Raw genomic sequence first — 25,834 nt, forward strand, 5'->3', positions numbered from 1 at the left:
ACACGGAAGTTAAGCTCTTCAGCGCCGATGGTAGTTGGGGGATCTCCCCCTGCAAGAGTAGGACGTTGCCAGGCTGACCAATATTCCACAGTAGCTCAGTGGTAGAGCAATCGGCTGTTAACCGATCGGTCGTAGGTTCGAATCCTACCTGTGGAGCCATTATGCTTCCATAGCTCAGCAGGTAGAGCACTTCCATGGTAAGGAAGGGGTCATCGGTTCGAATCCGGTTGGAAGCTCCAGGACATGGCCCGTTGGTCAAGCGGTTAAGACACCGCCCTTTCACGGCGGTAACACGGGTTCGAATCCCGTACGGGTCACCAATTTAATTTATTTATACTCTGTGGAGGATTAGCTCAGCTGGGAGAGCATCTGCCTTACAAGCAGAGGGTCGGCGGTTCGAGCCCGTCATCCTCCACCATTTTTCTTAATAAATGATTTACCTTCAGGAGTACTCAGTAGAGTGCACTCTTTTTTATTTGTAAGTACTATATATTTTGCCGGCCTAGCTCAATTGGTAGAGCAACTGATTTGTAATCAGTAGGTTGGGGGTTCAAGTCCTCTGGCCGGCACCATTTTTTCCAGTGGAGGGGTAGCGAAGTGGCTAAACGCGGCGGACTGTAAATCCGCTCCCTCAGGGTTCGGCGGTTCGAATCCGTCCCCCTCCACCAGTAAGAGCCATTAGCTCAGTTGGTAGAGCATCTGACTTTTAATCAGAGGGTCGAAGGTTCGAGTCCTTCATGGCTCACCATATGCGGAAGTAGTTCAGTGGTAGAACATCACCTTGCCAAGGTGGGGGTCGCGGGTTCGAATCCCGTCTTCCGCTCCAAACTTTATATGCGGGTGTAGTTTAGTGGTAAAACCTCAGCCTTCCAAGCTGATGTCGTGGGTTCGATCCCCATCACCCGCTCCAAATGGGGCCTTAGCTCAGCTGGGAGAGCGCCTGCCTTGCACGCAGGAGGTCAGCGGTTCGATCCCGCTAGGCTCCACCATTTTCCTTAAACAATGTTTAGGGTTTTTTTTATGTCATAAAATCTTTTGGAAGTCGGAAAGCTTTCTATTTCTAATGCACCTTGCAGATGATATATGATTCAGATCCTCCATGTCCACGCTACTGTTGCTTATATTTATCCGTAAAGAACATCAATTTACGTAATTGTATGAATATTTATTCGTGTTTTATGTCAGGTTGAGTCATTTACTGGAATATGGGTAGAATAGAGCTAGACTAGGATACGAGGAGGCTACATAATGAATAATAAACTTTCGATTATAGGAGTACCAATGGATCTTGGCCAGATGAGACGCGGGGTAGACATGGGTCCAAGTGCGATCAGATATGCTGGAATTGTAGAACGGTTATCAAATTTGAATTACGATATAGAAGATCTTGGGGATATTGAAATTGGAAGGCCAGAAAAGCGTCCAGAAGAACAGGATCATCAACTTAAAAATTTGAAAGAAGTTGCTGATGCAAGCGAAAAGCTCTCAAATGTTGTAAATGAAGTGATTAATCGAAAGCGTTTTCCACTAGTGTTTGGTGGAGATCATAGTATTGCTATTGGCACTCTTGCCGGTGTAGCACGTAATTATGAAAATTTAGGTGTTATTTGGTACGATGCGCATGGTGATTTAAATAACTCTGAAACATCACCATCAGGAAATATTCATGGAATGCCACTTGCAGTTAGTCTTGGCATTGGTGATGAGTCTTTAACTAGCATTTCAGGATATTCACCTAAAATTAAACCAGAAAACATTGTGATTATCGGAGCTCGTTCTCTTGACGATGGTGAGCGTAAATTGATTAAAGAAAAAGGTATTAAAGTATATACGATGCATGAAGTTGACCGTATGGGTATGACGCAAGTAATGGAAGAGGCTATTGAGTATGTATCGAAAGACACTGATGGGGTGCATTTAAGTCTTGATCTTGATGGACTTGATCCGCACGATGCTCCTGGAGTAGGTACACCAGTACTTGGGGGAATTAGTTATCGCGAGAGTCATCTTGCGATGGAAATGCTAGCAGAGTCAAACATTTTAACCTCTGCAGAATTCGTTGAAGTGAATCCTATTTTAGATGAGAAAAATAAAACGGCTACTGTTGCCGTTGCTTTAATGGGATCTTTATTTGGGGAAAAATTAAAATAGACATAAAGGCAGCGACTTTATCTTAAGATAAAGCCGCTGTTTTTCTATTTCGACATTGATCATATTCGTTTAATAGATAGTCCAAATAAGTGCTTATTTCAATGATCTCGGAAGAACTAAGTGGTTTGTTTCTTGCTAATAAATTCATTTTATTGCGGGAAGCCTCAATTTCTTGAAGGAGATGATCTTTCTCGCTTTTTATTTGAAAGCTTATTTTACGATTCAACCTTTCCATGAGCCGAACCACCCTCTCAATAATTTATAGCCTTTTACCCTATATATTAAAAGAATAAACTATTTTCACTAGAAAATTATGTATTTTCATTAAAAACAGTAATTCAAACGTGATAGAATAGGGAAAGATAAGAAAATATTTTTTTAGAAAAAGTGAAACTTTGTTTTTCCTGATACGTAACTATAATAGCCGCAGGAATCAGCGGGGGTTGAAAAAATGGATGCAATCGTAAAAAGAATCGTGTTGAAAGTAAGAAAAGGGGACCATAATGCATTTGGGGAGTTAGTAGAGCTCTATAAAGATCGAGTCTTTGCTTTGACATACCGAATGCTTGGTAACAGGCAGGAAGCTGAGGATGTGGCTCAGGAGGCATTCATTCGTGCTTATACGAATATTGATCGCTATCAGATTGATCGGAAATTCTCTACCTGGTTATATCGTATAGCCACGAACTTATCGATTGATCGTATGCGAAAGAAAAAGCCAGACTATTACCTCGATGCTGAAATTTCGGGTACGGAAGGCCTGACAATGTATTCTCAAGTGTCGACAGATGAACCATTACCTGATGATGAAGTTGTATCGTTAGAGGCACAGGATGGGATACATCAAGCTATTCTGAGTTTGCCAGCTAAGTATCGAAGTGCTATAACATTAAAGTATATCCAGGAGTTATCGCTAAAGGAAATAAGTGAAATTCTGGATTTACCAGTAGGAACGGTCAAAACCCGAATACATCGGGGTAGAGAAGCGCTTAGAAAGAAGCTTCGAGAGCAGTAAGAAAGGGGGAGAAGCTATGAAATGCCCTGCAGAAATAGTTGCGATTATGCATGACGTACTTGATGAAGAAGCTACAGATCAACAGCGTAAAGAGCTATTTGATCATTTAAAGACATGTCATGATTGCAAAGAGCATTATGAAGAACTGAAGAAAACGGAATCATTTCTCCTCAGCTCACCTTCTATGAAGGCACCCGATGGTTTTACATCAAAGGTAATGCAACAGCTACCACAAGAGAAACGCACGGTCTGGATGAAACGATGGATGAAATCTCATCCATTCGTAACAGCTGCGATTTTATTCTTAGTATTAATGGCAGGATCTGTTTACTCATCATGGACGAGTGAGGATCAATTATCTGCGCTCTCTGGTAATTTAAGATTTGACCAGGAAACGAATACAGTTATTGTTCCTGAGGGTGAAGTCATTGAAGGAGATCTAACAGTGAAAAACCGTAATCTTGAAATTGAAGGACAGGTTAAAGGTGATGTTCTTGTGATCAATGGAGAACAATATATGGCCTCTGCTGGACAGGTAACTGGTGAAATAGAAGAGGTGGATCATATTCTTGACTGGACGTGGTTTCAGTTGAAACACCTTTTTCAAGATATAGGTAGTGTATTTACAAATGATGAGCAGAAATAAACCGTCCAATAGGGCGGTTTATTTTTGTGTAGCTTTGCTATAGTTAAAAATGATTTTTCTCCCCTAACTCAACATCTGATCACAGAGTCACTAATTATATGAAACTTCATAATAAAAGAGATGTGCTTTTTTTGAAGTTGTCAAAAATATGATATAATTAAAAAGTTACAAATGTATTTTAGCAATGCACTAGAAGTGAACTTCAGGCTAAATACAATACGTTTGGAGGAAGAGCCGTGCTGCCTGTTGGAAATGTAAATGTACTTGATTACATAACTGAGATTATTGATATTTTGCTCGTTACGTATGTGATATATAAAATTATTATGCTTATTCGCGGCACGAAGGCTGTTCAGTTACTTAAGGGAATTACGGTCATTATTGCCGCATGGTTCTTAAGTAGTTTTTTCGAACTGAACACGCTACATTGGATTCTAGAGCGGGTCGTTCTTTATGGACTGCTTGCCATCATTATTATTTTTCAACCTGAGCTTCGAAGAGCACTTGAGCAGTTAGGACGCGGTCGATTGTTTGCTCGCTCCGCTGTTGAAGAGGAAGAGACGAATAAAATGGTGGAAGCCATTATTAAGTCATCATCCTATATGGGTAAGAGAAGAATTGGCGCGTTAATATCTATTGAGCGGGAAACAGGTCTCAATGACTATGTAGAGACAGGTATTCCTATGAATGCAAAATTAACTTCTGAACTTTTAATTAATGTGTTCATTCCGAATACACCACTTCATGATGGAGCGGTTATTCTAAAGAAGGATGAAATTTTAGCTGCGGCATGTTATTTGCCACTTTCAGAGAGTCCTTTTATTTCGAAGGAACTCGGTACAAGGCACAGAGCTGCTCTTGGAATAAGTGAAGTAACAGATAGCCTAACACTCATTGTGTCTGAAGAAACAGGGAGTATTTCCCTGACAAAGAACGGAGAACTTCATCGAAATTTATCTGAAGAGGTATTACGTGATCTTCTTAATGCTGAGCTAAATCCTTCTGTGTCTAAGACTGAGACTTCCAACCGCTTTAGTAATTGGAGGGGGAAAAAGTAATGGACAAATTGTTAACGAGCAACTGGTTTGTCAAAATCATCTCTTTTCTTCTCGCTCTCATGCTTTACACAATTGTTGCGATGCCTGATGGTTCTACTACTGATCCTAATGGATTACTTACTCAACAAACAGAAACAGAACGTTTACCAGATATGGAGCTTGAAGTGCTATACGATGAAGATAGCGTGGTGGTTTCTGATTTACCTGAAACCGTAGATGTCATTGTTGAAGGCCGCACAGATGGTTTAATGCTATCAAAGTTAACGAATAAAGAAGTTTATGTCGATTTGCGAAACCTAACGCCAGGTCAACATCTCGTTACCGTAAAACACAGAGATTTTCCTGAAAATGTAGATGTTGCGATTGATCCCGTCAGAGTTTCTGTAACGATTGAAGAGAAAAAGTCGAGTACTTTTCAAGTTGGGATCAACTTATTGAAGGAAGATGAGCTTCTGGAAGGTTATGCGACAGAAGAGCCGATCGTTTCCCCTAAAACCGTTACAGTTACTGGCGCAAATTCAAAGCTTGAACAAATTGCATTTGTTAGAGGCTATGTAAATGTGAGCGGTGCAAAAGAAGAAGTTAATGAAAGAATAACACTAAATGTGTATGATGCGAATATGGAAGAAATACAGGGGGTATCGATTGATCCTGCCGTAGTTGATGTGAAAGTACCAATTACTGCCCCATACAAAAAGGTGCCGATTAAACTTGATCAAAAAGGTAAGCTTCCTGATGGTGTTAGTATCTCATCAATTGATCTTGAACCTTCGGAGGTTTCTGTCTTTGGTCCTGAAGAGGAACTTGGCAAACTAGAGTTTCTGGACGGTATTCCACTTGATCTATCAAAAATAACAAAGGATACAACGGTTGAGCTTGATGTACCAGTTCCGGATGGGATGAAAAAAGTAGATCCAGAAACGGTTGAAGCAAAAATTAAAGTTGGTAAAGAAGATGAAAAAGCATTTGAAGATGTACCAATTAAAGTAACTGGAGTATCTGATGGGTTAACAGCAAATATTTCAGAACCTGAAACGGGATCTACGGATATGAAGATTTATGGTGTATCTAGCGTGCTTGAAAATATTCAGAATGATGATTTTCAGGCTTATATTGATGCAAGTGGTCTTTCCGAGGGAGAACATGAATTAGAATTACAATGGAACGGGCCGTCTTATGTACGCTGGTCTGGTTCATCGAAGAAGGTAACGCTGCAAATAGAGAATAGTCCTTCATAATAGTGGGAACTGCGCGATAATAAAGGAGAGAGTATAACGATGGGTAAATATTTTGGTACTGACGGTGTAAGAGGGATAGCTAATACAGAGCTTACCCCAGAACTTGCATTTAAATTGGGCCGTCTCGGTGGTTATGTCTTAACGAAAGAGACCGAGAAACCTAAGATTTTAATCGGACGCGATACGCGTATTTCTGGATATATGCTTGAAGGGGCGCTAGTTGCGGGTCTCCTTTCCATTGGGGCTGAAGTAATGCGTCTTGGTGTCATTTCTACGCCAGGAGTTGCTCATTTAACGAAGGCACTAAGTGCTCAAGCGGGAGTAATGATTTCTGCTTCCCACAATCCAGTTGGGGATAACGGAATTAAGTTTTTTGGCCCGGATGGCTTTAAGCTTTTAGATGTTCAGGAAGAAGAAATTGAAGCGCTTATTGATAGCGATGAGGATCTTGTACCACGCCCTACAGGTGCTGATCTAGGTATCGTTAGTGATTACTTCGAAGGTTGTCAGAAGTACCTTCAGTATTTGAAACAAACAATTGATGAAGATTTCTCTGGACTTCACATTGCGCTCGACTGTGCACATGGTGCAACGTCTTCGCTTGCAGCTCATTTATTCGCTGATCTTGAAGCTGATATTTCCACTATAGGTACGAATCCTACTGGAACAAATATTAACGACGGTGTCGGATCGACGCATCCAGAAACACTGGCTGAATTTGTGAAAGAAAAGAATGCCAACGTAGGCTTTGCATTTGATGGAGATGGAGACCGCCTAATCGCCGTTGACGAAAATGGAGATATCGTAGATGGCGATCAGATTATGTTTATCTGCGCTAAATTCATGAAAGATCAAAAGCGTTTACGCCATGATACGGTCGTTTCAACTGTAATGAGCAATCTTGGATTCCATAAAGGGATGGAAGAGTCAGGTATAACATCGCTTCAAACTAAGGTAGGCGATCGTTATGTGATGGAAGAAATGCGTAAAGAAGGCTACAACCTTGGCGGAGAGCAGTCTGGACATATTATTTTCCTTGATCATATTACGACAGGTGATGGTATGCTATCAGCACTTCAGCTTGCTAACATTATGCAAGTGACAAACAAATCGTTGTCAGAGCTTGCTGGAGAAATGAAGAAATACCCTCAATCTCTTGTGAATGTAAAGGTAACAGATAAAAACAAGGTAGATTCAAACGAGCGTATTCAAGAAACGATTCAGCAAGTAGAAAGCGACATGAACGGAGAAGGACGTATTCTTGTTCGTCCATCTGGAACGGAGCCTCTTGTTCGCGTCATGGCTGAGGCCCCTACAAAAGATCTGTGTGATGAGTACGTCGATCGCGTTGTATCTATGGTGAAAGAAGAACTTGGAGCTTAATCGACAAAAATGAAAAGTTTGTACGAAAGGTATGCATGGGAAGCACAGAAAAAGCTACCCATGCATATTTTTATATATAAGGGGATTTTCACAAGTGATTTTCTCATTAAAATGAGTCAAAATAGAGCAAATTATAGCGAGAACGACTTGTTCTAGAAAAAAGAATTGACCAGCTTTTTACAATTGATATAATATAGAAGTATGTTTGGTTTTTATTCTAATAGGGAAAGTGAGGGAAGTTGGGTTACTTTTGATATAAAAGCGCCTGGACTGTTTTCGAACGGTAGAAAACAGTTGACGAGGAAGAGGTTTATCGATCATCGGCGGATACCTCTCGATTGCTCCACCACAATTGAATGGTTTTGTGAAAAACAGAGAGGTGACTTTCTGAACAAAAGCAAAACTATGGTGACAAAAAAGCTATTAATCGGAAAAGAAGGGGCAGGTCTGCCCCGTTGTATGCCTGCTCCTTCAATTGAAGGAGGACTTTTACATGTGCGGTATTGTTGGATATATTGGAAATCAGGATGCTAAAGAAATTCTATTACGAGGTCTGGAGAAGCTTGAGTACAGAGGGTACGACTCAGCAGGTATTGCGCTTCTTAATGACGGTGGACTCCACCTTTTTAAAGAAAAAGGTCGTATTGCTGACCTTAGAAAAAAAGTGGATACAAGTGTGGAAGCGACAGCAGGGATTGGACATACACGCTGGGCAACACACGGTGAACCTAGTCAGGTAAATGCTCATCCACATCAGAGCTCAACTGAACGCTTCACGCTTGTTCACAACGGTGTAATTGAAAACTATCAACAAATCAAACGTGACTTCTTATCCGAAGTTAATTTCGTAAGTGCTACAGATACAGAAGTAGTTGTTCAACTTATTGCTACTCTTGTTGAAGATCAAAATATGTCTGTTGAAGATGCTTTTCATCACACATTGAATGAACTTCACGGTTCATATGCACTTGCACTTATTGACAATCATAATCCAGAAACGCTCTACGTAGCGAAAAATAAGAGTCCGCTTCTAGTTGGAATCGGCGATGACTTCAACGTAGTAGCAAGTGACTCAATGGCTATGCTTCAAGTAACAAGTAAATTCATCGAGCTTATGGATGAAGAAGTAGTGATTGTGAAGCGTGATTCTGTCACAATTAAAGATATGAGTGGAAAAGTAATGGAACGCGAACCATTCACAGCTGAAATCGACGCAAGTGATATAGAAAAGGGAACATACCCTCACTATATGCTTAAAGAAATTGACGAACAGCCGCTTGCGATTCGTAACATTATTACAAAGTACAAAGATGAGAATGATAACATCAAACTTGATAAAGATATTCGTGAAGCAATGAAAGAAACGGATCGTATTTACATCATTGCGTGTGGCACAAGTTACAATGCTGGCCTTGTTGGTAAACAGCTGATCGAGAACATCGCTGAGGTTCCTGTTGAAGTGCATATCGCAAGTGAGTTCTTATACAATATGCCGCTTGTTTCACAGAATCCACTCTTTATCTTTATTTCACAAAGTGGTGAAACGGCAGATAGCCGTGGCGTACTTGTGAACGTGAAGAAAAAAGGATTTAAATCTCTTACGATAACGAATGTTCCAGGATCAACGCTTTCTCGTGAGGCTGACTATACGCTGCACACACATGCAGGCCCTGAAATTGCAGTTGCTTCAACAAAAGCCTACACTGCACAAATGGCTGTACTAACACTACTTGCTGTTGATACTGCTCAGGCAAAAGGCATTAAGCTTGATTTCAACCCAATTCAGGAGCTTGGAATCGTTGCAACAGCGATGGAGTCCATGATTGATCAGAAGGAAATGATCGAAACAGTTGCACGTAACTTCCTTTCAGTTACGCGTAATGCATTCTTTATTGGTCGCGGTGTAGATTACTACGTTTGTCTTGAAGGAGCTCTTAAGCTGAAAGAAATCTCTTACATTCAAGCTGAAGGATTTGCTGGCGGTGAATTGAAGCACGGTACGATTGCTCTAATTGAGAAAGGTACTCCTGTTATTGCTCTTGCTACGCAGAAGCACGTTAATGGAAGCATCCGTTCAAACGTACAAGAAGTCGTTTCTCGTGGGGCCTCACCATGCATTATTTCTCTGGCTGGCCTTGAAGAAGAAGGCGACACCATCGTCCTTGATGAAGTACATGAGCATCTTACTCCGCTAGCTTCTGTTGTACCGCTTCAATTACTTGCATACTATGCAGCGCTACACAGAGAATGCGACGTAGATAAGCCAAGAAACCTTGCTAAATCAGTTACGGTAGAGTAACCATAGATAGATTAGAACGGCCTTTCCTTACTAGGGAGGGCCGTTTTATTGTTGATTATCATAGTTAAAAAAGACTCGCCTCTCTTTTTTCGACTACTTAAAAGCATGTCCGAATACAATGATACGAATACGAAGAAGGGTGGAGGCGTATGAGTATCTTTGTAAGCTACATATTGTTAGGACTTTCCCTTTCAGCTCCAATGGGGCCGATTAATGCGGCACAGCTGGACAGGGGGATTCGATTTGGTTTTATGAATGCCTGGTTAGTAGGGTTTGGAGCGATGGTAGCGGATGGCGTCTTTATGATGCTCATTTACTTTGGACTTGCTCATGTTATTGAGACGCCGTTTATGAAAACATTTCTTTGGCTGTTCGGTTTTTTTGTTTTAACGTATACAGGAATTGAAAATATCGTGAAGGCTGATTCAATTGGACTTAAACAGACAAGTGGTCGATATGAAACGAACCGCAAATCGTTTCGAACTGGTTTTTTTATCGCAATCTCAAATCCGCTGAACATTTTGTTCTGGCTTGGCATTTATGGTTCGATTCTAGCCCAAACATCTAGTATGTTTGGTGCCGCCCAACTGTTTCTTTATAGTACGGGCATTTTTTTAGGTATCACCCTATGGGATCTCACAATGGCGAGTGCATCAGCAGGTGCACGAGCGTGGGTAAATCCATTTATTTTGAAGCGAATATCGATCTTATCCGGTATCACGTTAATCGGATTTGGACTCTATTTCGGTATGCAAGCTGTTAGGTTGTTCCTTGGTTAGACTGGCACCTCTTTTTGTCCCTCCTAATAGGATAACGCGTGTAGTGTTAAGGAGGGATTCCGTTTGGAACTATATACGAAATCATGGATTGAAGAACATGGAGAAGGAATGGAAGATTGGGAGCGAACTGCATTTGCTCATTTTGGAGCGATGTTATCAGATCGTGAACAACCTTACCCTTGCATTCCTGGGAAGCAGGGGTTCCATCAAGATAATTTACGATTTGGATTTGCGGAAGATCCTACAACAGACGTAGCAAGTGTACAGTTAGCTACCTTGTTGAAACAGTATGGGGAAGTAGCAAGGGAAACGGGGAAATATGCCTCTCTTGTTGTTTTTTTTGACTCCACGACGTTACAGAAACAAAAAGCCGAAGTAGATCAATACCAGGAATTATTCTGGTCGCTACTAAACAGTTTGCATGAGCTTGATGAGGCGCAGTGGCCAGAACATATCCCTAAAGACCCACATGATCCTAAATGGGAGTTCTGCTTCAATGGAGAACCGTATTTTGCATTCTGTGCGACACCAGCTCACCAAGTTCGAAAGAGTCGTCAGTTTCCATGTTTTCTGATTGCTTTTCAACCAAGATGGGTTTTTGATGAAATTAATGCAGAAACAACATTTGGTCAAAAGCTTAAAAAAGCGATCCGGCAACGGTTGGTTTCTTACGATGGGATGCCAGCTCACCCCGCCTTGAAGTGGTACGGTCAACAAGATAATTATGAATGGGAGCAATATTTTCTATCTGATGATGATTCTTCTCTTTCCAAGTGCCCCTTTATGGCGATGAAAAACAAGTGGAAGAGCATTCGCTCTTAACTGTGTTTTCTTTTCATTTTCAGAAAAGTTGCCCCGGCAATGAGAACTAGAAAGCATAAGCTAACTAAAAAACCAGCCCGGCTAATTTTGTCAAATAAAGTTCCTGAAATAGCTGTACCGATCAGGACTACGCCGATTCCTATTTTCAAATGATCTTTAAACGTAGTTTTGGTTAGTTTCCGATATGAAAAAAGAATGAACATCCAATTATAGAGGAGCATTAAACCAGCAGCTGTCGTCAAATACTCAAAGATGTTCTCCGGTAAAAGTAGTGCAACAACAATTGAAAGTAAGACGACTAGAGTTGTGAGACCAAAAGCAGGGAGAGGAATCTTCCTGCTTTTCTTTGCGAAGATGGCCGGTGCATCATTTTCTTCAGCAAGTGTTACAAGCATGGTCGTTACGGCATATAGGGAAGCGACCATTGTGGAGAAACCGGCAATAATGAGGATCGCATTAAATACTTGTGGGATCCAGGGTAGATGAAACTGAGTTAAAGCTGTTAAAAATGGGCTTTCATTCGGATCAATGCTTTTGATAGGAATGAGTTTTAACACAACGAAGAAAGACATCACGTAAAGGATCGTTAAGACTAACAGCATGATCTTGCCAGCTTTCGGGGCATTTTTGGGATCTTCAAGTTCATTCGCCATCAGTCCCATCACTTCAATTCCACCAAATGCATAGAACGCATAAACAAAGGCAACCCAGAGACCCATTGCGCTACCTGTGAGAAAGTCTTTTGACGTGATTTCAATTCTAGCGTGACCTTTATCTGGTTCAAGCCAACCAAGTAAGGCAGCGATTCCGATAGCGAGAAACATCACAATGGCAGCAATCTTCATTACCCCAAATACGTTCTCCATTTTTTCTACGAGTTGAACACCGATAAGAATAACGATAAGGCCAAGTGAAGCGAATACAGATGCCGAGAGCCATAAAGGGGCATTGGGAAACCAGAACTGTGCAAATAGCGCGAGGGCTGTAAGTTGACTACCCATAATAAGCATTTCAGATGACCAGTATACCCAGCCGTTACTAAAGCCGGCCCATTGGCCAAAAGCTTGTTTTGCATAAGTGCGAAAAGACCCTTTTTCTGGATGTTCAGCAGTTAATTTCGCAAGTGCTTCATAAACAATCCATGTGCCGATCGCGGCCAGAAAATAAGCCAATAAAACGAGATAGCCTGCTTTTTCAATCGTGATACTAGAACCAAGGAAATACCCGGTCCCGATAATACACCCTACCCCTATAAACGACATTTGCCACCAGGTTAATTTCTTTTCGTGATTTGTCGATTTACTCATCATTGCATCCCCCTCTTATCTTCTTTAGTTTGAGAATCACTGGCAGTGTTTATGTGTGTTTCTTGAATTGGAGAATCTTTTCTTCGGATGAGGAGAAAGTAAGGAGACTATGTATGATAAAGGAGTTTGGTTGAATGAACATCCATCCGAATTGTTGGAATGAATATGGAGAATTAAAAACGGTTGTCGTTTGTTCTCCTTCACACTTAGATGTACCAGATCAGCAAACTGCTACAGATGTGCAGTGGGAAAAAACAGTGAAACAAAAGAAGGCCCAAGAAAATCATGAAGAAATGATTCGCGCAATGGAGGATGCTGGGGTTCATGTTATTGATTATTCCGTTCATTTATCACGAGAAGAACTTTTACTAAATGAAAAATTAATCAATCGTATTTTTGTTCGTGATCTTGCTTGTGTATTTGGAAATACGATTCTTCCGGGAGCAGCAGGAACTTCCATGAGGCGACCTGAATATTTTCAAAGCCACAGGCTATTTCAACAGTGGTTTGATGAGCGGACGTTTCAAATGCAATCAAATAATCAGTTAAAGGCATTGGAATATGGCGATGTCATGATACTTAATAAGGATGCTGTTTTTATTAATTCTGGAATTCGGACAAGCATAGAAAGTATAGAAGCACTGCAAGGGAGTATTTTTAAAGCGGGGTTCCAGGAAATCGGTGTTATTGATCTACCACGACGTCCAGATACGATGCATCTTGATATGAATTGTAATGTAGCGGGGGAGAGTATATTTATAGCGAAAAGCTATATGAGCTATCTTCCTGTACAGGTTGTAACGGAAAATGATTTTCGATATGAGATGACGGGTGATTTTTTAAGGCGACATGGATATGAAGTCGAATGGACATCGGAGATCAAACATACTGTTGCAGATATTAATTTCTTGAATTTAAATCCTGAGACGCTATTGGTTAGTACGAAAGCCAATAAATCTATTCTTAAGAATAATCCCACCCTTCGTAAAAAGAAGCTTATTCAGATAGAGGTAAATGAATTGGAAAACGGTGGTGGAGGAATTCGATGTATGACCTTACCACTTGAGAGGGGATAAGAGAAAGTGGCTTGAAGGCTAATTCAATATTTATTTCATAAAGAATCCTACAAACCTTTGTAGGGTTCTTTTAGATGTGTTTTGGTTGACTATTATACCTAAGGGGGGTATATTGGTGGTAAACTAAATGAGAGGAGATGATCGGGTTGACAGATGAATTAAACATCCCTTTACAGCCAGATAAAAAGCCAACTGAGCCGAGAACGGATGAAGAGAAACAGCAGCTTCAGAACCGATTAAAACGTATCGAAGGTCAAATACGTGGGATTCAAAAAATGGTTGGAGATGATCGATATTGCGTTGATATTCTGATTCAGCTGTCTGCCATTCAGGCAGCTTTAAAAAAGGTAGGCTATACGTTACTTGAGCGTCATACTAAAACGTGTGTTGCTAGTTCCATACAAGAAGGTAATGGAGATGAGCAAATAGAGGAATTAATGAAAGTGATTCAGCAGTTCTCTAAATAAAGAGGTGAGTCAGATGGATTCGAAAAAACAACTTTCTCTTGATGTGACGGGGATGACATGTGCTTCTTGCTCATCAAGAATCGAGAAGGTATTAAATAGAATGGATGGTGTCGAGGCAAACGTCAATTTAACGATGGAAAAAGCAACGATCTTGTACGATTACGATAAAGTGAAGACAGAAGATATCGTAGGGAAAATTGAAAAACTAGGCTATGGGGTTCGGAAAGAAAAAGTGGAACTTGATATTCACGGAATGACTTGTGCAGCTTGCTCCACAAGAATCGAGAAAGGCTTAAACCGTACGAAGGGTGTTGAGCTTGCTTCTGTTAACTTAACAACAGAGTCTGGCGTTGTCGAATACCAGTCGGGAGAAGTGACGTTAGATGACATTCTCCAGAAGCTGAAAAAACTTGGTTATGAAGCGGTGATTAAAGAGAATCGTGAAAATCAGAAAAGCCATAAAAATGATGAAATTAAGAAGAAGAAACGTCGATTATTGATTTCAGCTCTTCTTTCCCTTCCACTTCTGTTAACGATGCTTGCCCATATACCAGGTGAGTCGGCTATTCCTGTTCCTCATCTTCTTATGGAACCATGGTTTCAGTTTCTTTTAGCAACACCTGTTCAATTTGTGATAGGTGCTCCATTTTACACTGGAGCTTATCGTGCCTTAGTGAATAAAAGCGCAAATATGGACGTTCTTGTTGCGCTTGGGACTTCAGCCGCTTATTTTTATAGTGTTATTGAAGGGATCAGAAGTTATTTGACAGATGGATACAGTCCGTCGCTTTATTTCGAAACAAGCGCCATTCTGATCACGCTCATCTTAGTAGGGAAGTTATTTGAAGATCTAGCGAAAGGGAAAACGACGCAGGCCATTACGAAATTACTAAACCTTCAGGCGAAAGAAGCGAGTGTTATTCGGGAAGGCGTTGAAGTGAAGGTACCTGTCGATCAGGTTCAGGTAGCTGATCGAATCGTCGTTCGCCCAGGTGAAAAGATACCAGTAGACGGTATCGTGGAAAAAGGAAATTCATCCGTAGATGAGTCCATGATTACAGGTGAATCCATTCCCATTGAGAAAGAAGTGGGGGCGAGTGTGATTGGCTCTACGATTAATGAAAATGGGACATTAACAATGCGGGCTGAAAAAGTAGGGAAAGACACCGCACTTGCTGGAATCATTAAGATTGTTGAAGAAGCGCAGGGCTCAAAGGCACCGATTCAGCGTTTAGCAGATGTGATTTCAGGCATATTTGTACCTATTGTGGTAGCGATCGCAGCGATTACGTTTCTAGTTTGGTATTTCCTTGTTGATCCCTACAATTTGCCACAGGCACTTGAAGCGGGGATTGCGGTGCTCGTTATCGCATGTCCTTGTGCATTAGGATTAGCTACACCAACTTCTATCATGGTAGGGACTGGGAAGGGTGCTGAGCAAGGGATTCTGTTTAAAGGTGGGGAATTTCTAGAAGCCACTCATAAAATTGATGCGATCTTACTTGATAAAACAGGTACGATCACGAAGGGAAAACCAGAAGTAACTGATTTTGTTGCTTTCAAAAACGATGAAACAACAGTGTTAGAACACTTGGTTGCCGCTGAGAAAGCTTCTGAACATCCTCTAGCCAGGTCCATTGTGCAGCATGGTGCGAACCACAATGTCACTGTTGCTGAAGCAGAGCAGTTTCAAGCCATACCAGGTCACGGTATTGTAGCTACTGTCAAAGGAAAGCAGGTTCTTGTTGGGACTCGAAAACTTATGGAACAAGAGCAAATTCCTTATTCCACTCATGAAGAACAAATGAAAACATATGAACTTGACGGGAAGACTGCCATGTTTATTGCATTCGATGGTCGCATGCAGGGAATTATCGCCGTTGCAGATACAGTGAAGGAAACGTCGAAAAGAGCCATTGAGAAAATGCGGTCGCTCGGAATCGATGTGTATATGATTACAGGTGACAATAAACGGACAGCTGAAGCTATCGGTCAGCAAGTGAACTTAAATGGTGTGTATGCTGAAGTGCTTCCTGAGGAAAAGGCTACTAAGGTGAAGGAATTACAGGCACAGGGAAAACGTGTGGCGATGGTAGGGGATGGTATAAATGATGCCCCAGCTCTTGCAACTGCCGATATAGGCATAGCGATCGGCACTGGCACAGATGTCGCCATTGAGACAGCCGACGTTACACTTGTTGGTGGCGATCTTGAAAATATTGCAAAAGCGATTCATTTAAGTCGTAAAACGATGCGGAATATTCGCCAGAATCTATTCTGGGCGTTATTCTATAATTCAATTGGGATTCCAATTGCTGCAATTGGTTTACTAGCACCTTGGGTTGCGGGGGCTGCTATGGCCTTTAGCTCTGTATCAGTCGTAACCAATTCCCTTCGTTTGAAGCGAGTGAAACTATAATTCATTGAGAGGAGAATCACGATGGAACAAACAACATTAAAAATTGAAGGAATGACATGTGATCATTGTAAAGCAGCAGTAACAACGGCTTTACAGGAACTTGAAGGAGTTTCAGAAGTAAATGTGAACGTAGAAGAAGGAACGGCAAAAGTTTCTTATAATGCTTCTAGCGTTAGCGTTTCGGAAATGAATGAAGCGGTAGAAGAACAAGGATATGACATTGTCTAAATAAAAAGCCGAAGAAGGGAGTGAATCCTTTCTTCGGCTTTTTAAATTCATAACTTTCGTTTCTTGATAATAAAATTCGCTAATAGGACAAGTGGAAGAATAAGATTATCTTTGAATTAATTTGAGGAGGGGAAGACGCCCATGAACACTTCACTGTTCACAAGTTTATTTATGATAGGCTTCGGGGGACTTTTGATAGGAGCTACTGCAGGGAAGGTGGCATTTACCTATTATCAACATCGTTTGGAAGCTCTTTATCTGATTTGTGGTGGTATGCTCATCGGCGTGATTTCCTTTGAACTGATACCAGAAAGCGTTCGTTCGTATTCGTTTTGGGCACTACTAGCAGGTGCGTCGCTTTCTGTTCTTTTATTTATTTGGACAGAGCAAGTGGTTCACAGAAAGTTTCAAGATAAGAGTTACCTTCCAGTGTTTGCTTTCGTTCTTGCTGTCATCTCGCACAACATCCCAGTCGGGATCGCTCTTGGAATGACGTCAGTTAGTAGCGGAATTGGCATGTCATTGCTGCTAGCCTTATTTATCCATCACTTACCAGAGGGAGTGGCGTTGTATATACTCACTAGAATGAACGGACTCCATCGGTTGTTTGTGATTTTAGCAGCAAGCTCTGTAACCATTATATTAACGCTATCAGCCTGGTTCGGGGTGGTTTCTTATCAATCGAATCTACTAAATGGTCTCTTTATGGGCGTAGCAATTGGATCTTTATCGTATGTAGCTATTCACGAAATGATCGGTCATGTTGTCGGAAGAGTTTTAAATCAGGAGTTGTACTTATATACAAGTCTGGGAATACTTTTACTGGCGATTTATCTTGAGGTAACTCATAAGCTTTTTTGACAACATATATAAGATTCAGTAAAATTGTACATAGACTAATATGAACACATGCTCATATATTGAATAAAATAGAAAAATCACATAAGAAAGGAGTTCACATCGATGGAAGAATATCGTTTGAAAGGTTTATCCTGTCCGAATTGTGCAGCGGGAATGGAACAACAGATTCAAAAACTTGAATACGGCGATTCCGCTCAAATTCAATATAATTCCGGTAAATTAAAGCTGGATGAGAGAGTGAATCTTGAACAAGTTGAGAAAATCCTTGCTTCAGATCACGCATCATTGATTAAAAACGAGAATGGACATGCCCATGAACATGGTAATGGTCACAACAAGGTGAAGTGGCTCCTTGCTATCTCATCGGCGATTTTCGCTACTGCTCTTCTTTTCGATGGACTATCAAATATATCAGCTATCCCGTTCTATTTAACGGCCATTATTTTAAGTGGATATCAAACGTTTATTAAAGGTCTACAGAACTTAATGAAACTAACATTTAACATTGAGACGTTAATGACAATTGCTTTAATAGGTGCGGTGTCTATTGGAGAGTGGAAGGAAGGCACGCTTGTTGCAATCCTATTTGGACTGAATGAATATTTAGAAGGACTTGGTATGGAGAAGGCAAGGAAGTCTATGGAGTCCTTACTAAAAATTGCGCCGAAAGAAGCCCTTCTTATTCGAGAGGGAAGAGAAGAAATCGTTTCGATTCAGGATCTAAAAGTGAAAGACATTGTTTTGGTCAAATCAGGCGCGAAAATTCCATCGGATGGAATCGTCGAATCTGGCTATAGTTCAGTGAACGAAGCGGCTATTACTGGAGAAGCTATGCCGGTTGAAAAAAGTGCTAATGAGTCTGTTTATGGCGGAAGTATTAATAATGAAGGAATTCTTCGTGTGAAAATCACGAAAGCTTATGAGGATTCATCCCTTGCAAAAATATTGCATTTAGTTGAAGAAGCTCAGGAAACAAAGACACCTACGGAATTATTTATTAATCGTTTCTCAAAGTATTACACACCGATTATTATGCTTATATCAGCACTCGTGATGCTTGTTCCGCCTTTATTGTTCGGAGGGATTTGGAGTGAGTGGTTTTACCAGGGACTTGCCGTGCTTATTGTAGGATGTCCTTGTGCACTTATTCTTTCATCACCTATTGCCAACATCTCGGGTATTACTCGAAATGCGCGTAACGGTATTCTCGTAAAAGGATCTATTTATCTTGAACAGCTAGGAAAAATTGATACGCTCGCTTTTGATAAAACCGGTACGCTTACAAAAGGGCTACCTTATGTGGAGAAATATGAAGTTTATGACCAGGAGCATTTCTTATCAGTAGCGGCAGCGGTTGAGAAACATTCTTCACATCCGTTAGCAAAAGCAATCATGACAAAAGTAAATAGCTTTCCTTATCGTGAAATCGAAGCAACAAATACAGAAACGATATCAGGGCAGGGGATCATAGCCGACATTAATGGAAAAAGACATTGGGTAGGAAATGAAAAAAGTGTTCAACATGTAATCATCCCTGAGGATGTGAGAACATCGATTGATGCGATGAAACATGATGGGTTAACGCTTGTCCTTGTAGCCGATGAGAAACATATTCTTGGCGTGTTTGGAGTTGCAGATGAAATTAGAGAGGAAAGTGAGTCTGTTATTCGCGCTTTACATCATATAGGTATTAAAAATACGGTGATGTTAACAGGAGATCATGAAAAAACGGCTGAGAAAGTGGCAAACCGTGTTGGCGTACGTTCTTATTTCGGCGGTCTCTTACCTGAAGACAAAGTGGCTAAAGTGAAAGAATTAACAACAGAAGGTAAAGTAGCCATGATTGGTGACGGGATTAATGATGCTCCGGCTCTTGCTTCAGCTGACCTTGGAATCGCTATGGGAAAAGGGACAGATAGCGCAATTGAAACAGCCGATATCGTATTGATGCAGGACCATCTAAGTAAATTGCCTGAAGCGGTCTCCATCGCTAAACGAGTAAATCGAACGATCCGGGTTAATATTGCGTTAGCCCTTGGCTTAAAACTGATTGCTTTACTTCTTACTATTCCTGGTTTATTAACGCTATGGATTGCGATACTGTCTGATATGGGAGCAACAATTCTCGTGACGTTCATTAGTTTAACGATTCTATGGGAACGGAAAACAAAAGAAAAAACACATATTCATAATGAAGCAGAGCCACAGCATTCGTAACCCTCTAGATTTCTAGAGGGTTTTTGTTTATGTTGGCATTCTATATTATTCACCCTAAAAATTAACAGAAAGTATAGCTTTGTTTAATCATGTCAACAAGTGATATGCCGAATTCGCGTTTGGATTTCATTGTAACTGACTTTGTCTCCCTTTATCATAGTAAGTAATTAAGACAAACAATACGTGCCGGGGAATATGGGTTCCAATTAAGCGAAATATAAGATCATGTCAACAAGTCTCCTAAAAAAATGAAAACGCTTTAACGGTGCGGAAGAAAGGGAGGATATATAATGAGTGAACAGAACACAGCAGAGAAATCTGGATTTAAAGTAAAAGTTCAGCGTTTCGGAAGTTACTTAAGCAGTATGATTATGCCAAATATTGGCGCATTTATTGCTTGGGGATTGATTACTGCTTTATTCATACCAGATGGTTATCTACCAAATGCAAGCCTTGCCGAGTTAGTAGAACCAATGCTTTACTACCTATTGCCACTTTTGATTGGTTACACTGGAGGTAAAATTGTATACGGTGGTCGAGGCGGAGTTGTTGGTGCAACGGCAACCATTGGTGTTATTGTTGGAGCAGACATTCCGATGTTCCTTGGAGCTATGGCTATGGGGCCGCTTGGGGGATATTTGATTAAGAAATTCGACGAAGCTATTCATGGCAAGATTAAATCAGGCTTTGAAATGCTCGTTAACAATTTCTCAGCTGGGATTATTGGTGGGGCTTTAACTATTATTGCTTCTCTAGCAATTGGTCCAGTTGTCTTAGGATTAAACAAAGCGCTTGCTGCAGGTGTAGAAGCTATTATTGCTGCAGGTCTATTACCATTAGTAAGTATATTAATTGAACCAGGTAAAGTGCTCTTTTTAAATAATGCGATTAACCACGGGATTTTTAGCCCACTTGGACTTGAACAGGCTGCAAATACTGGTAAATCGATTCTCTTTTTGGTGGAAGCCAACCCAGGACCAGGTTTAGGGATTCTTCTTGCTTACTCAATTGTTGGTAAGGGAACAGCAAAACAATCAGCCCCAGGAGCTGCACTGATTCATTTTGTAGGTGGAATTCACGAAATTTACTTCCCATACATCTTGATGAAACCAGCACTACTTCTTGCTGCTATTCTTGGGGGAATGAGTGGTGTGTTCACATTCACGCTTCTAAATGCAGGATTGTTAGCACCTACTTCACCAGGAAGTATCGTTTCACTTATGATTATGACACCGCGTGGCGAGTATCTAAGTGTTATTGCAGGGGTTGTTGCGGCAACGGTAGTTTCTTTCTTAGTCTCTGCCGTAATCCTTAAACGCTCAAAAGATAGCGGAGAAGATATTTCAGAAGCGACTGAAAAAATGGAAGCAATGAAAGGGAAGAAGAGCAGCGTATCTTCTAACCTAAAAACGAATGCCGAAGAGCCAAAAGAAGAAACAACATCTTCTTATGGCAATATAGCCAAAGTAGTCTTTGCATGTGATGCTGGAATGGGATCAAGTGCAATGGGGGCATCCGTACTACGTAATAAATTCAAAAAAGCTGGTTTAACAGACATTGAAGTAACAAATACTTCGATTAGCAATTTACCTAATGATGCCGATCTCGTTGTGACTCATCAAGATTTAACCGATCGTGCAAAGGATAAGCTTCCAGAAGCGAATCACATCTCGGTTAAAAACTTTATGAACAGTCCAAAATATGATGAACTTGTTGCTGAGTTAACTTCCGCAGGTGAAGCGCCAGTGAAAGAAGAAGTAGAGCAAGTTGAGAAGAAAGATATTAATAAAGTAGTGTTTGCATGTGATGCTGGAATGGGATCAAGTGCAATGGGCGCATCAGTCCTTCGCAATAAGTTCAAGAAAGCTGGACTTCAAGACATTGATGTGACAAATACGGCTATTAGTAACTTACCAGATGATGCGGATTTAATCGTAACGCACCAGGACTTAACAGATCGAGCAAAAGCAAAACGTCCTGATGCTGAGCATATCTCAGTGGCAAACTTTATGAATAGCCCGAAATACGAAGAGCTTGTTGATAGACTTAAAAAATAGGTATAGCCAGAATTCGAGGTGAACCATGTGTTTATTTCAGCAAGGGAACGAACAATTCTTCAGCTTCTATTAGAGAGTAATGACTATTATACGGTCAAAGGAATCGCTCAAGAACTTGAGGTAAGCGAACGAACGGTTCACCGTGATTTAGTAGGCGTAGAGGATATTCTCACTCAGTATGATTTAACCTTAAACAAGAAAGCTGGGGTAGGGGTTCAAATTGAAGGTGAAGAATCCAACCGAAATGAGTTGAAAAGCTATCTAGTTGATCTAACCATTACGGAATATACGCAACAAGAAAGGGAGACGCTGATTCTATGCAAGCTGTTGGAATCAGCTGATCCTATTAAGTTAATTGGTCTAGCGAATGACTTGAGAGTGACAGTTGCTACTGTCAGTCATGATTTAGACAAAGCGGAAGAATGGCTTGAAAGGATGCAGCTTTCATTAATACGAAGGCGGGGATATGGCGTGCAGGTTGAAGGGACTGAAGCCCTGAAAAGGCACGCCATGAGTTCCTTGCTTGCTTCTGAGTTTAATGATTCAGACTTTTTTACGTTGTTAAAGAAGTCTATTCAAAAGAAATCTCAAGGCAATGTTCTCGAATCTGCTTCCGAACGATTGCTAGGGTTAGTTGATCGAGATAAGCTTTTGAAAGTTGAAACAATCGTTGATGATGTAAATAATGAGTTACCTTATATGATCGCGGATAGCGCATATATTGGTTTAATTGTGCATTTGACTCTGGCTGTGGAGCGTATTCAAAAGGGTGAAAAGATCGAGATTGATGAAGAGTATTTAAGCACACTAAGGAATACGAAAGAGTTTGGTTTTGCTAGAATAATCGCTACAAAACTTGAAGAATCTTTTAATGTCTTAATACCTGAAGCTGAGATCGGTTATATCACCATGCATTTACGCGGAGCCAAACTAAGAAACACTGGAGACTACTATTTAGAAGAAACAAATTATCCGATTCTTGTTAAAACGAAAGAGTTAATCCGCTATGTAGATAAGCGTCTCAATGCGGATTTAGAAACGAATGAATCACTTCTAGAGGGTTTGGTAACACACCTTGGTCCTGCAACGCATCGTGTTAGGCAGAACATGAATTTCCATAATCCTTTGCTTACAAAAATAAAAGCAGATTATGCTGACTTATTCCAACTGCTTAAAGAAGCGCTCAAAGAAATTTTTCCCGGGGTATCTATTCCTGATGAAGAAGTTGGTTTTCTCGTTCTCCACTTTGGTTCGGCCCTTGAAGGTCGCTTTCAACATAACGAAGTGAATATTCTTGCTGTATGCTCAAGTGGTATCGGTACATCCAAAATGCTGGCGACTCGATTGAAACAGGAGTTACCAGAAATCCAAACCATCAAAAGCGCTTCATTATTTGAACTACGAGATGAAGATCCAGAGAATTATGATCTGATTGTTTCTACGATCCCTCTCCCTGAATATGAAGGAGAGTATATAAAGGTCAATCCTTTTTTAACGGAGGAAGAGGCAACGCGAATTCGTTCGACACTTCAAAAGAAATCGATGTTGAAAAGAAGAAGCACGGGCGAGAAGCCAAAGACGGATAAGGAACCCTTGTTTTTTTCAAGTGATGAAGCAAGTACCTGGTTTCGTAAAGCTGAATTATATACCACAACTGCAGCTTCAATAGTGGAATTATTTCGAGTAAACCAATCTGAACACAAAGAGGTGGAGAGGCTTTTAGTAGAAGAGTGTAGGCGTCTAGAAACACTTGATGCTATTAGCCATTCATCAGAGGTTAAAGAAGCGCTTCTAAAGCGCGAAAACATTAGTGGAGTGGGGATTCCTGAGACTTCACTTGGATTATTCCATACACGGACTCCTGAAGTTAAGAAGCCTGTGTTTACAATTGTTCGATTAATGGAACCTGTTCAGAGAAAGGCAATGGATGGTTCATTCATTGAAATGGACACCGTTCTTTTACAACTGGCACCAGAGGATTCGCCGATTGAAAGCATTGAGATCATGAGCTACATTAGTTCTCTTATCATTGAATCAAATGAAAGTATCGCGCTTTTTTCGGGGAGCAATCAAGAATCAATTGGATTGTATCTCGCAAACAAAATGAAAAGTCATGTAGAAAAACAATTAGGATTTAAAGGAGACGATTAAAATGGCAAAAGAAATTCTATCAACTGAGAACGTATTACTAAACGAAACGGCTGCAACTAAAGAAGAGGCTATCCGTATGGCTGGTCAGATCCTTGTCGACAACGGTTATGTTGATGAAAGCTATCTTGAGCAAATGCAAGAACGTGAAAAGATCACGACGACTTACATGGGCAACTCTGTTGCTATTCCTCACGGTACGGAGGATGCTAAGAAAGCTGTGAAGCATTCTGGACTATCCATCATCCAATTGCGAGAAGGCGTTGATTTCGGAGATGGAAATATTGCGAAGATTATCATTGGTATTGCTGGTAAGGACAATGAGCACTTAGAGATCCTTTCTCAAATTGCGATTGTTTGTTCTGAAGAAGAAAATGTGGAAGAGTTGATTCAAGCGGATTCCAAAGAAACGTTAATCTCAATGTTTAACGAGGTGAATTAATCATGCTTGCCGTTCATTTTGGTGCTGGAAATATTGGAAGAGGCTTTATTGGAAAGCTTCTTTCTCAATCAGGATATGAAGTATGCTTCGTAGATATCAATGAGACTGTGATTAACGAGCTTAATGAACGAAATAGTTATACAGTAGAAATATTAGGTCAGAATAAGGAGCAGATTGATGTTGAAGGCGTAAGAGGTATTAACAGCCAACAAGATCCTGAAGCGGTGATTGATGCGATCTATCAAGCTGACCTTATTACGACAGCTGTTGGTCCGACCGTATTAAAATTGATTTCTTCTGCTATCAAAGAAGGCATCTCAAAACGTATCGCAGATGGAAAAGCTCCCGTTAACGTCATAGCATGTGAGAATATGATCGGTGGCAGTACAATGCTTCGAAATGCTGTTGAAGAAAAGATGGATGAAGCGGATCGTAAAGTGCTTGATCAATATGCTGGTTTCCCAGATGCTGCAGTGGATCGTATTGTTCCAAACCAGACGCATGAAGATCCATTAATGGTTGCGGTTGAGCCCTTCTATGAATGGGTAGTCGATCAAACAATGATGGCTGGAGAAGTTCCGGAAATAGCTGGCCTTACGTACGTTCAAGATCTTGCTCCTTACATTGAGCGGAAGTTGTTCACCGTTAATACAGGACACGCAGTGACAGCTTACCTTGGTTATCAAGCAGGGTATGAGACAATCAAGGAAGCACTAGACACCGAAGATATCTATCATGATGTGAAGAATGCTCTTGAAGAGTCTGGTGAATTGCTTCAGCATAAGCACGGTTTTGAAAAAGAGGCGCATGAGGCTTATATTACAAAAATTCTTGGTCGTTTTCTAAATCCACATCTAGTGGATGAAGTTACTCGCGTTGGACGAGCTCCAATTCGTAAAATTGGACCTGACGATCGACTTGTTGGCCCGGCACGTCAGCTTGCGGAATTAAACAAAGAACCAAACTACCTCGCGAAAGGAATTGCAGCAGCATTGCGATTTGATCCAAAAGAAGATGAAGATGCTGTAACGATTCAGAGTAAAATCAAAAATGAAGGACTTTCTAGTGCGATTACTGCTTTTACAGGAGTAACCGAAGGAGAAACTCTATTTGATCTAATTAGCAAGCATTATAAAGAAATGGCGTAATCTCTACGCAGAAGGGGAGCTCATTAAATGGAGCTTCCCTTTATTTGTTTGAAATCTGTTCGTTTCGGAATTA

At 40.8% G+C, this 25,834-nt stretch carries 21 protein-coding genes, 10 tRNA genes and 1 rRNA gene; 30 read left to right on the top strand and 2 right to left on the bottom strand.

Going from position 1 to position 25,834, the window contains the following annotated elements:
- The 12 genes from rrf to rocF form a co-directional block, all read left to right on the top strand.
- Positions 1 to 74: ribosomal RNA gene (gene rrf, locus Q4550_RS25210) — 5S ribosomal RNA — on the top strand; the annotation flags it as partial.
- A 10-nt stretch (positions 75 to 84) separates the two neighbouring features.
- Positions 85 to 159, top strand: a tRNA-Asn gene (locus Q4550_RS20635).
- A gap of 4 nt (positions 160 to 163) precedes the next feature.
- Positions 164 to 239 (top strand) — tRNA-Thr (locus tag Q4550_RS20640).
- A 6-nt stretch (positions 240 to 245) separates the two neighbouring features.
- Positions 246 to 320: transfer RNA gene (locus tag Q4550_RS20645), tRNA-Glu, on the top strand.
- A gap of 22 nt (positions 321 to 342) precedes the next feature.
- Positions 343 to 418 (top strand) — tRNA-Val (locus tag Q4550_RS20650).
- A 78-nt stretch (positions 419 to 496) separates the two neighbouring features.
- A tRNA-Thr gene (locus Q4550_RS20655) sits at positions 497 to 572 on the top strand.
- Between the two features lie 11 nt (positions 573 to 583).
- A tRNA-Tyr gene (locus Q4550_RS20660) sits at positions 584 to 668 on the top strand.
- A gap of 4 nt (positions 669 to 672) precedes the next feature.
- A tRNA-Lys gene (locus Q4550_RS20665) sits at positions 673 to 748 on the top strand.
- Positions 749 to 751: 3 nt separating this feature from the next.
- A tRNA-Gly gene (locus tag Q4550_RS20670) sits at positions 752 to 826 on the top strand.
- Between the two features lie 10 nt (positions 827 to 836).
- Positions 837 to 910: transfer RNA gene (locus Q4550_RS20675), tRNA-Gly, on the top strand.
- Between the two features lie 3 nt (positions 911 to 913).
- A tRNA-Ala gene (locus Q4550_RS20680) sits at positions 914 to 989 on the top strand.
- 259 nt (positions 990 to 1,248) lie between these two features.
- Positions 1,249 to 2,151 carry an arginase gene (rocF, locus tag Q4550_RS20685; protein WP_194222547.1) on the top strand — a complete coding sequence of 301 codons (903 nt, stop codon included), beginning with the start codon at positions 1,249 to 1,251 and terminating at the stop codon, positions 2,149 to 2,151.
- Between the two features lie 22 nt (positions 2,152 to 2,173).
- Here rocF and Q4550_RS20690 read toward each other — a convergent pair whose 3' ends face one another.
- Positions 2,174 to 2,386: an aspartyl-phosphate phosphatase Spo0E family protein gene (locus Q4550_RS20690; RefSeq protein ID WP_303535673.1), complete on the bottom strand. Its 213-nt coding sequence runs from the start codon at positions 2,384 to 2,386 to the stop codon at positions 2,174 to 2,176.
- Between the two features lie 216 nt (positions 2,387 to 2,602).
- On the opposite strand from Q4550_RS20690, the gene sigW reads away from it, so the two are divergent.
- The 8 genes from sigW to Q4550_RS20730 all read left to right on the top strand — a co-directional run bounded on the left by sigW (position 2,603) and on the right by Q4550_RS20730 (position 11,391).
- The gene (gene sigW / locus Q4550_RS20695; RefSeq protein ID WP_194222545.1) at positions 2,603 to 3,166 is read left to right on the top strand and encodes an RNA polymerase sigma factor SigW; all 564 of its coding nucleotides are present in this window, start codon (positions 2,603 to 2,605) and stop codon (positions 3,164 to 3,166) included.
- Positions 3,167 to 3,182: 16 nt separating this feature from the next.
- Entirely contained in the window at positions 3,183 to 3,812 is a 630-nt protein-coding gene (locus tag Q4550_RS20700) for an anti-sigma factor family protein (RefSeq protein ID WP_303535674.1), read from the top strand.
- A 239-nt stretch (positions 3,813 to 4,051) separates the two neighbouring features.
- The gene (gene cdaA, locus Q4550_RS20705) at positions 4,052 to 4,870 is read left to right on the top strand and encodes a diadenylate cyclase CdaA (protein ID WP_194222558.1); all 819 of its coding nucleotides are present in this window, start codon (positions 4,052 to 4,054) and stop codon (positions 4,868 to 4,870) included.
- A complete protein-coding gene (locus Q4550_RS20710; protein WP_303535676.1) occupies positions 4,870 to 6,108 on the top strand; it encodes a CdaR family protein in 1,239 nt (412 codons plus the stop codon). Before cdaA ends, Q4550_RS20710 begins: the two co-directional genes overlap by 1 nt.
- Positions 6,109 to 6,147: 39 nt before the next feature.
- Positions 6,148 to 7,491 (top strand): phosphoglucosamine mutase, encoded by a 1,344-nt coding sequence (gene glmM / locus Q4550_RS20715; protein ID WP_303535678.1) that lies wholly within the window; start codon positions 6,148 to 6,150, stop codon positions 7,489 to 7,491.
- A gap of 493 nt (positions 7,492 to 7,984) precedes the next feature.
- The gene (gene glmS / locus Q4550_RS20720; RefSeq protein WP_303535680.1) at positions 7,985 to 9,790 is read left to right on the top strand and encodes a glutamine--fructose-6-phosphate transaminase (isomerizing); all 1,806 of its coding nucleotides are present in this window, start codon (positions 7,985 to 7,987) and stop codon (positions 9,788 to 9,790) included.
- Between the two features lie 149 nt (positions 9,791 to 9,939).
- Positions 9,940 to 10,569 carry a LysE family transporter gene (locus Q4550_RS20725; RefSeq protein ID WP_303535682.1) on the top strand — a complete coding sequence of 210 codons (630 nt, stop codon included), beginning with the start codon at positions 9,940 to 9,942 and terminating at the stop codon, positions 10,567 to 10,569.
- A gap of 63 nt (positions 10,570 to 10,632) precedes the next feature.
- A complete protein-coding gene (locus Q4550_RS20730) occupies positions 10,633 to 11,391 on the top strand; it encodes a YqcI/YcgG family protein (protein ID WP_303535685.1) in 759 nt (252 codons plus the stop codon).
- On the opposite strand, the gene Q4550_RS20735 is transcribed toward Q4550_RS20730, so the two are convergent.
- Complete coding sequence (locus Q4550_RS20735; protein ID WP_303535687.1) at positions 11,388 to 12,698, bottom strand: amino acid permease; 1,311 nt, start codon at positions 12,696 to 12,698, stop codon at positions 11,388 to 11,390. The genes Q4550_RS20730 and Q4550_RS20735 overlap by 4 nt on opposite strands.
- Before the next feature lie 134 nt (positions 12,699 to 12,832).
- On the opposite strand from Q4550_RS20735, the gene Q4550_RS20740 reads away from it, so the two are divergent.
- From Q4550_RS20740 to Q4550_RS20785, 10 genes are all read left to right on the top strand, one after another.
- Positions 12,833 to 13,774 (top strand): arginine deiminase family protein, encoded by a 942-nt coding sequence (locus Q4550_RS20740; protein WP_303535689.1) that lies wholly within the window; start codon positions 12,833 to 12,835, stop codon positions 13,772 to 13,774.
- A gap of 137 nt (positions 13,775 to 13,911) precedes the next feature.
- Complete coding sequence (locus Q4550_RS20745; RefSeq protein ID WP_303535692.1) at positions 13,912 to 14,241, top strand: metal-sensing transcriptional repressor; 330 nt, start codon at positions 13,912 to 13,914, stop codon at positions 14,239 to 14,241.
- 13 nt (positions 14,242 to 14,254) lie between these two features.
- On the top strand, positions 14,255 to 16,660 hold the full coding sequence (locus Q4550_RS20750) for a heavy metal translocating P-type ATPase (protein ID WP_303535693.1): 2,406 nt from the start codon (positions 14,255 to 14,257) through the stop codon (positions 16,658 to 16,660).
- Between the two features lie 21 nt (positions 16,661 to 16,681).
- Positions 16,682 to 16,888 carry a copper chaperone CopZ gene (copZ, locus tag Q4550_RS20755; protein WP_194222535.1) on the top strand — a complete coding sequence of 69 codons (207 nt, stop codon included), beginning with the start codon at positions 16,682 to 16,684 and terminating at the stop codon, positions 16,886 to 16,888.
- A gap of 141 nt (positions 16,889 to 17,029) precedes the next feature.
- Complete coding sequence (locus Q4550_RS20760; RefSeq protein ID WP_303535696.1) at positions 17,030 to 17,749, top strand: ZIP family metal transporter; 720 nt, start codon at positions 17,030 to 17,032, stop codon at positions 17,747 to 17,749.
- A gap of 102 nt (positions 17,750 to 17,851) precedes the next feature.
- Positions 17,852 to 19,966, top strand: a complete 2,115-nt coding sequence (locus Q4550_RS20765; RefSeq protein WP_303535699.1) for a heavy metal translocating P-type ATPase — start codon at positions 17,852 to 17,854, stop codon at positions 19,964 to 19,966.
- Between the two features lie 290 nt (positions 19,967 to 20,256).
- On the top strand, positions 20,257 to 22,023 hold the full coding sequence (locus Q4550_RS20770) for a PTS mannitol transporter subunit IIBC (RefSeq protein ID WP_303535702.1): 1,767 nt from the start codon (positions 20,257 to 20,259) through the stop codon (positions 22,021 to 22,023).
- A gap of 27 nt (positions 22,024 to 22,050) precedes the next feature.
- The gene (locus Q4550_RS24605) at positions 22,051 to 24,174 is read left to right on the top strand and encodes a BglG family transcription antiterminator (protein WP_303535705.1); all 2,124 of its coding nucleotides are present in this window, start codon (positions 22,051 to 22,053) and stop codon (positions 24,172 to 24,174) included.
- 1 nt (position 24,175) lies between these two features.
- A complete protein-coding gene (locus tag Q4550_RS20780) occupies positions 24,176 to 24,613 on the top strand; it encodes a PTS mannitol transporter subunit IIA (RefSeq protein ID WP_160921705.1) in 438 nt (145 codons plus the stop codon).
- A 2-nt stretch (positions 24,614 to 24,615) separates the two neighbouring features.
- Positions 24,616 to 25,761 carry a mannitol-1-phosphate 5-dehydrogenase gene (locus tag Q4550_RS20785; RefSeq protein WP_303535711.1) on the top strand — a complete coding sequence of 382 codons (1,146 nt, stop codon included), beginning with the start codon at positions 24,616 to 24,618 and terminating at the stop codon, positions 25,759 to 25,761.
- Positions 25,762 to 25,834: the final 73 nt, after the last annotated feature.

The sequence above is a fragment of the Anaerobacillus sp. 1_MG-2023 genome, from assembly GCF_030547345.1.
Lineage (GTDB): Bacteria > Bacillota > Bacilli > Bacillales > Guptibacillaceae > Guptibacillus > Guptibacillus hwajinpoensis_B.

Bases quoted from the DNA above. Each gene is read 5' to 3' on its own strand.
- copZ (WP_194222535.1), top strand. From the start codon at position 16,682: ATGGAACAAACAACATTAAAAATTGAAGGAATGACATGTGATCATTGT.
- sigW (WP_194222545.1), top strand. From the start codon at position 2,603: ATGGATGCAATCGTAAAAAGAATCGTGTTGAAAGTAAGAAAAGGGGAC.
- rocF (WP_194222547.1), top strand. From the start codon at position 1,249: ATGAATAATAAACTTTCGATTATAGGAGTACCAATGGATCTTGGCCAG.
- Q4550_RS20710 (WP_303535676.1), top strand. From the start codon at position 4,870: ATGGACAAATTGTTAACGAGCAACTGGTTTGTCAAAATCATCTCTTTT.
- Q4550_RS20725 (WP_303535682.1), top strand. From the start codon at position 9,940: ATGAGTATCTTTGTAAGCTACATATTGTTAGGACTTTCCCTTTCAGCT.
- Q4550_RS20780 (WP_160921705.1), top strand. From the start codon at position 24,176: ATGGCAAAAGAAATTCTATCAACTGAGAACGTATTACTAAACGAAACG.
- Q4550_RS20770 (WP_303535702.1), top strand. From the start codon at position 20,257: ATGAGTGAACAGAACACAGCAGAGAAATCTGGATTTAAAGTAAAAGTT.
- Q4550_RS20700 (WP_303535674.1), top strand. From the start codon at position 3,183: ATGAAATGCCCTGCAGAAATAGTTGCGATTATGCATGACGTACTTGAT.
- Q4550_RS20765 (WP_303535699.1), top strand. From the start codon at position 17,852: ATGGAAGAATATCGTTTGAAAGGTTTATCCTGTCCGAATTGTGCAGCG.
- Q4550_RS20750 (WP_303535693.1), top strand. From the start codon at position 14,255: ATGGATTCGAAAAAACAACTTTCTCTTGATGTGACGGGGATGACATGT.
- glmM (WP_303535678.1), top strand. From the start codon at position 6,148: ATGGGTAAATATTTTGGTACTGACGGTGTAAGAGGGATAGCTAATACA.
- Q4550_RS20735 (WP_303535687.1), bottom strand. From the start codon at position 12,698: ATGAGTAAATCGACAAATCACGAAAAGAAATTAACCTGGTGGCAAATG.
- glmS (WP_303535680.1), top strand. From the start codon at position 7,985: ATGTGCGGTATTGTTGGATATATTGGAAATCAGGATGCTAAAGAAATT.
- Q4550_RS20785 (WP_303535711.1), top strand. From the start codon at position 24,616: ATGCTTGCCGTTCATTTTGGTGCTGGAAATATTGGAAGAGGCTTTATT.
- Q4550_RS20745 (WP_303535692.1), top strand. From the start codon at position 13,912: ATGATCGGGTTGACAGATGAATTAAACATCCCTTTACAGCCAGATAAA.
- Q4550_RS20760 (WP_303535696.1), top strand. From the start codon at position 17,030: ATGAACACTTCACTGTTCACAAGTTTATTTATGATAGGCTTCGGGGGA.
- Q4550_RS20740 (WP_303535689.1), top strand. From the start codon at position 12,833: ATGAACATCCATCCGAATTGTTGGAATGAATATGGAGAATTAAAAACG.
- Q4550_RS20690 (WP_303535673.1), bottom strand. From the start codon at position 2,386: ATGGAAAGGTTGAATCGTAAAATAAGCTTTCAAATAAAAAGCGAGAAA.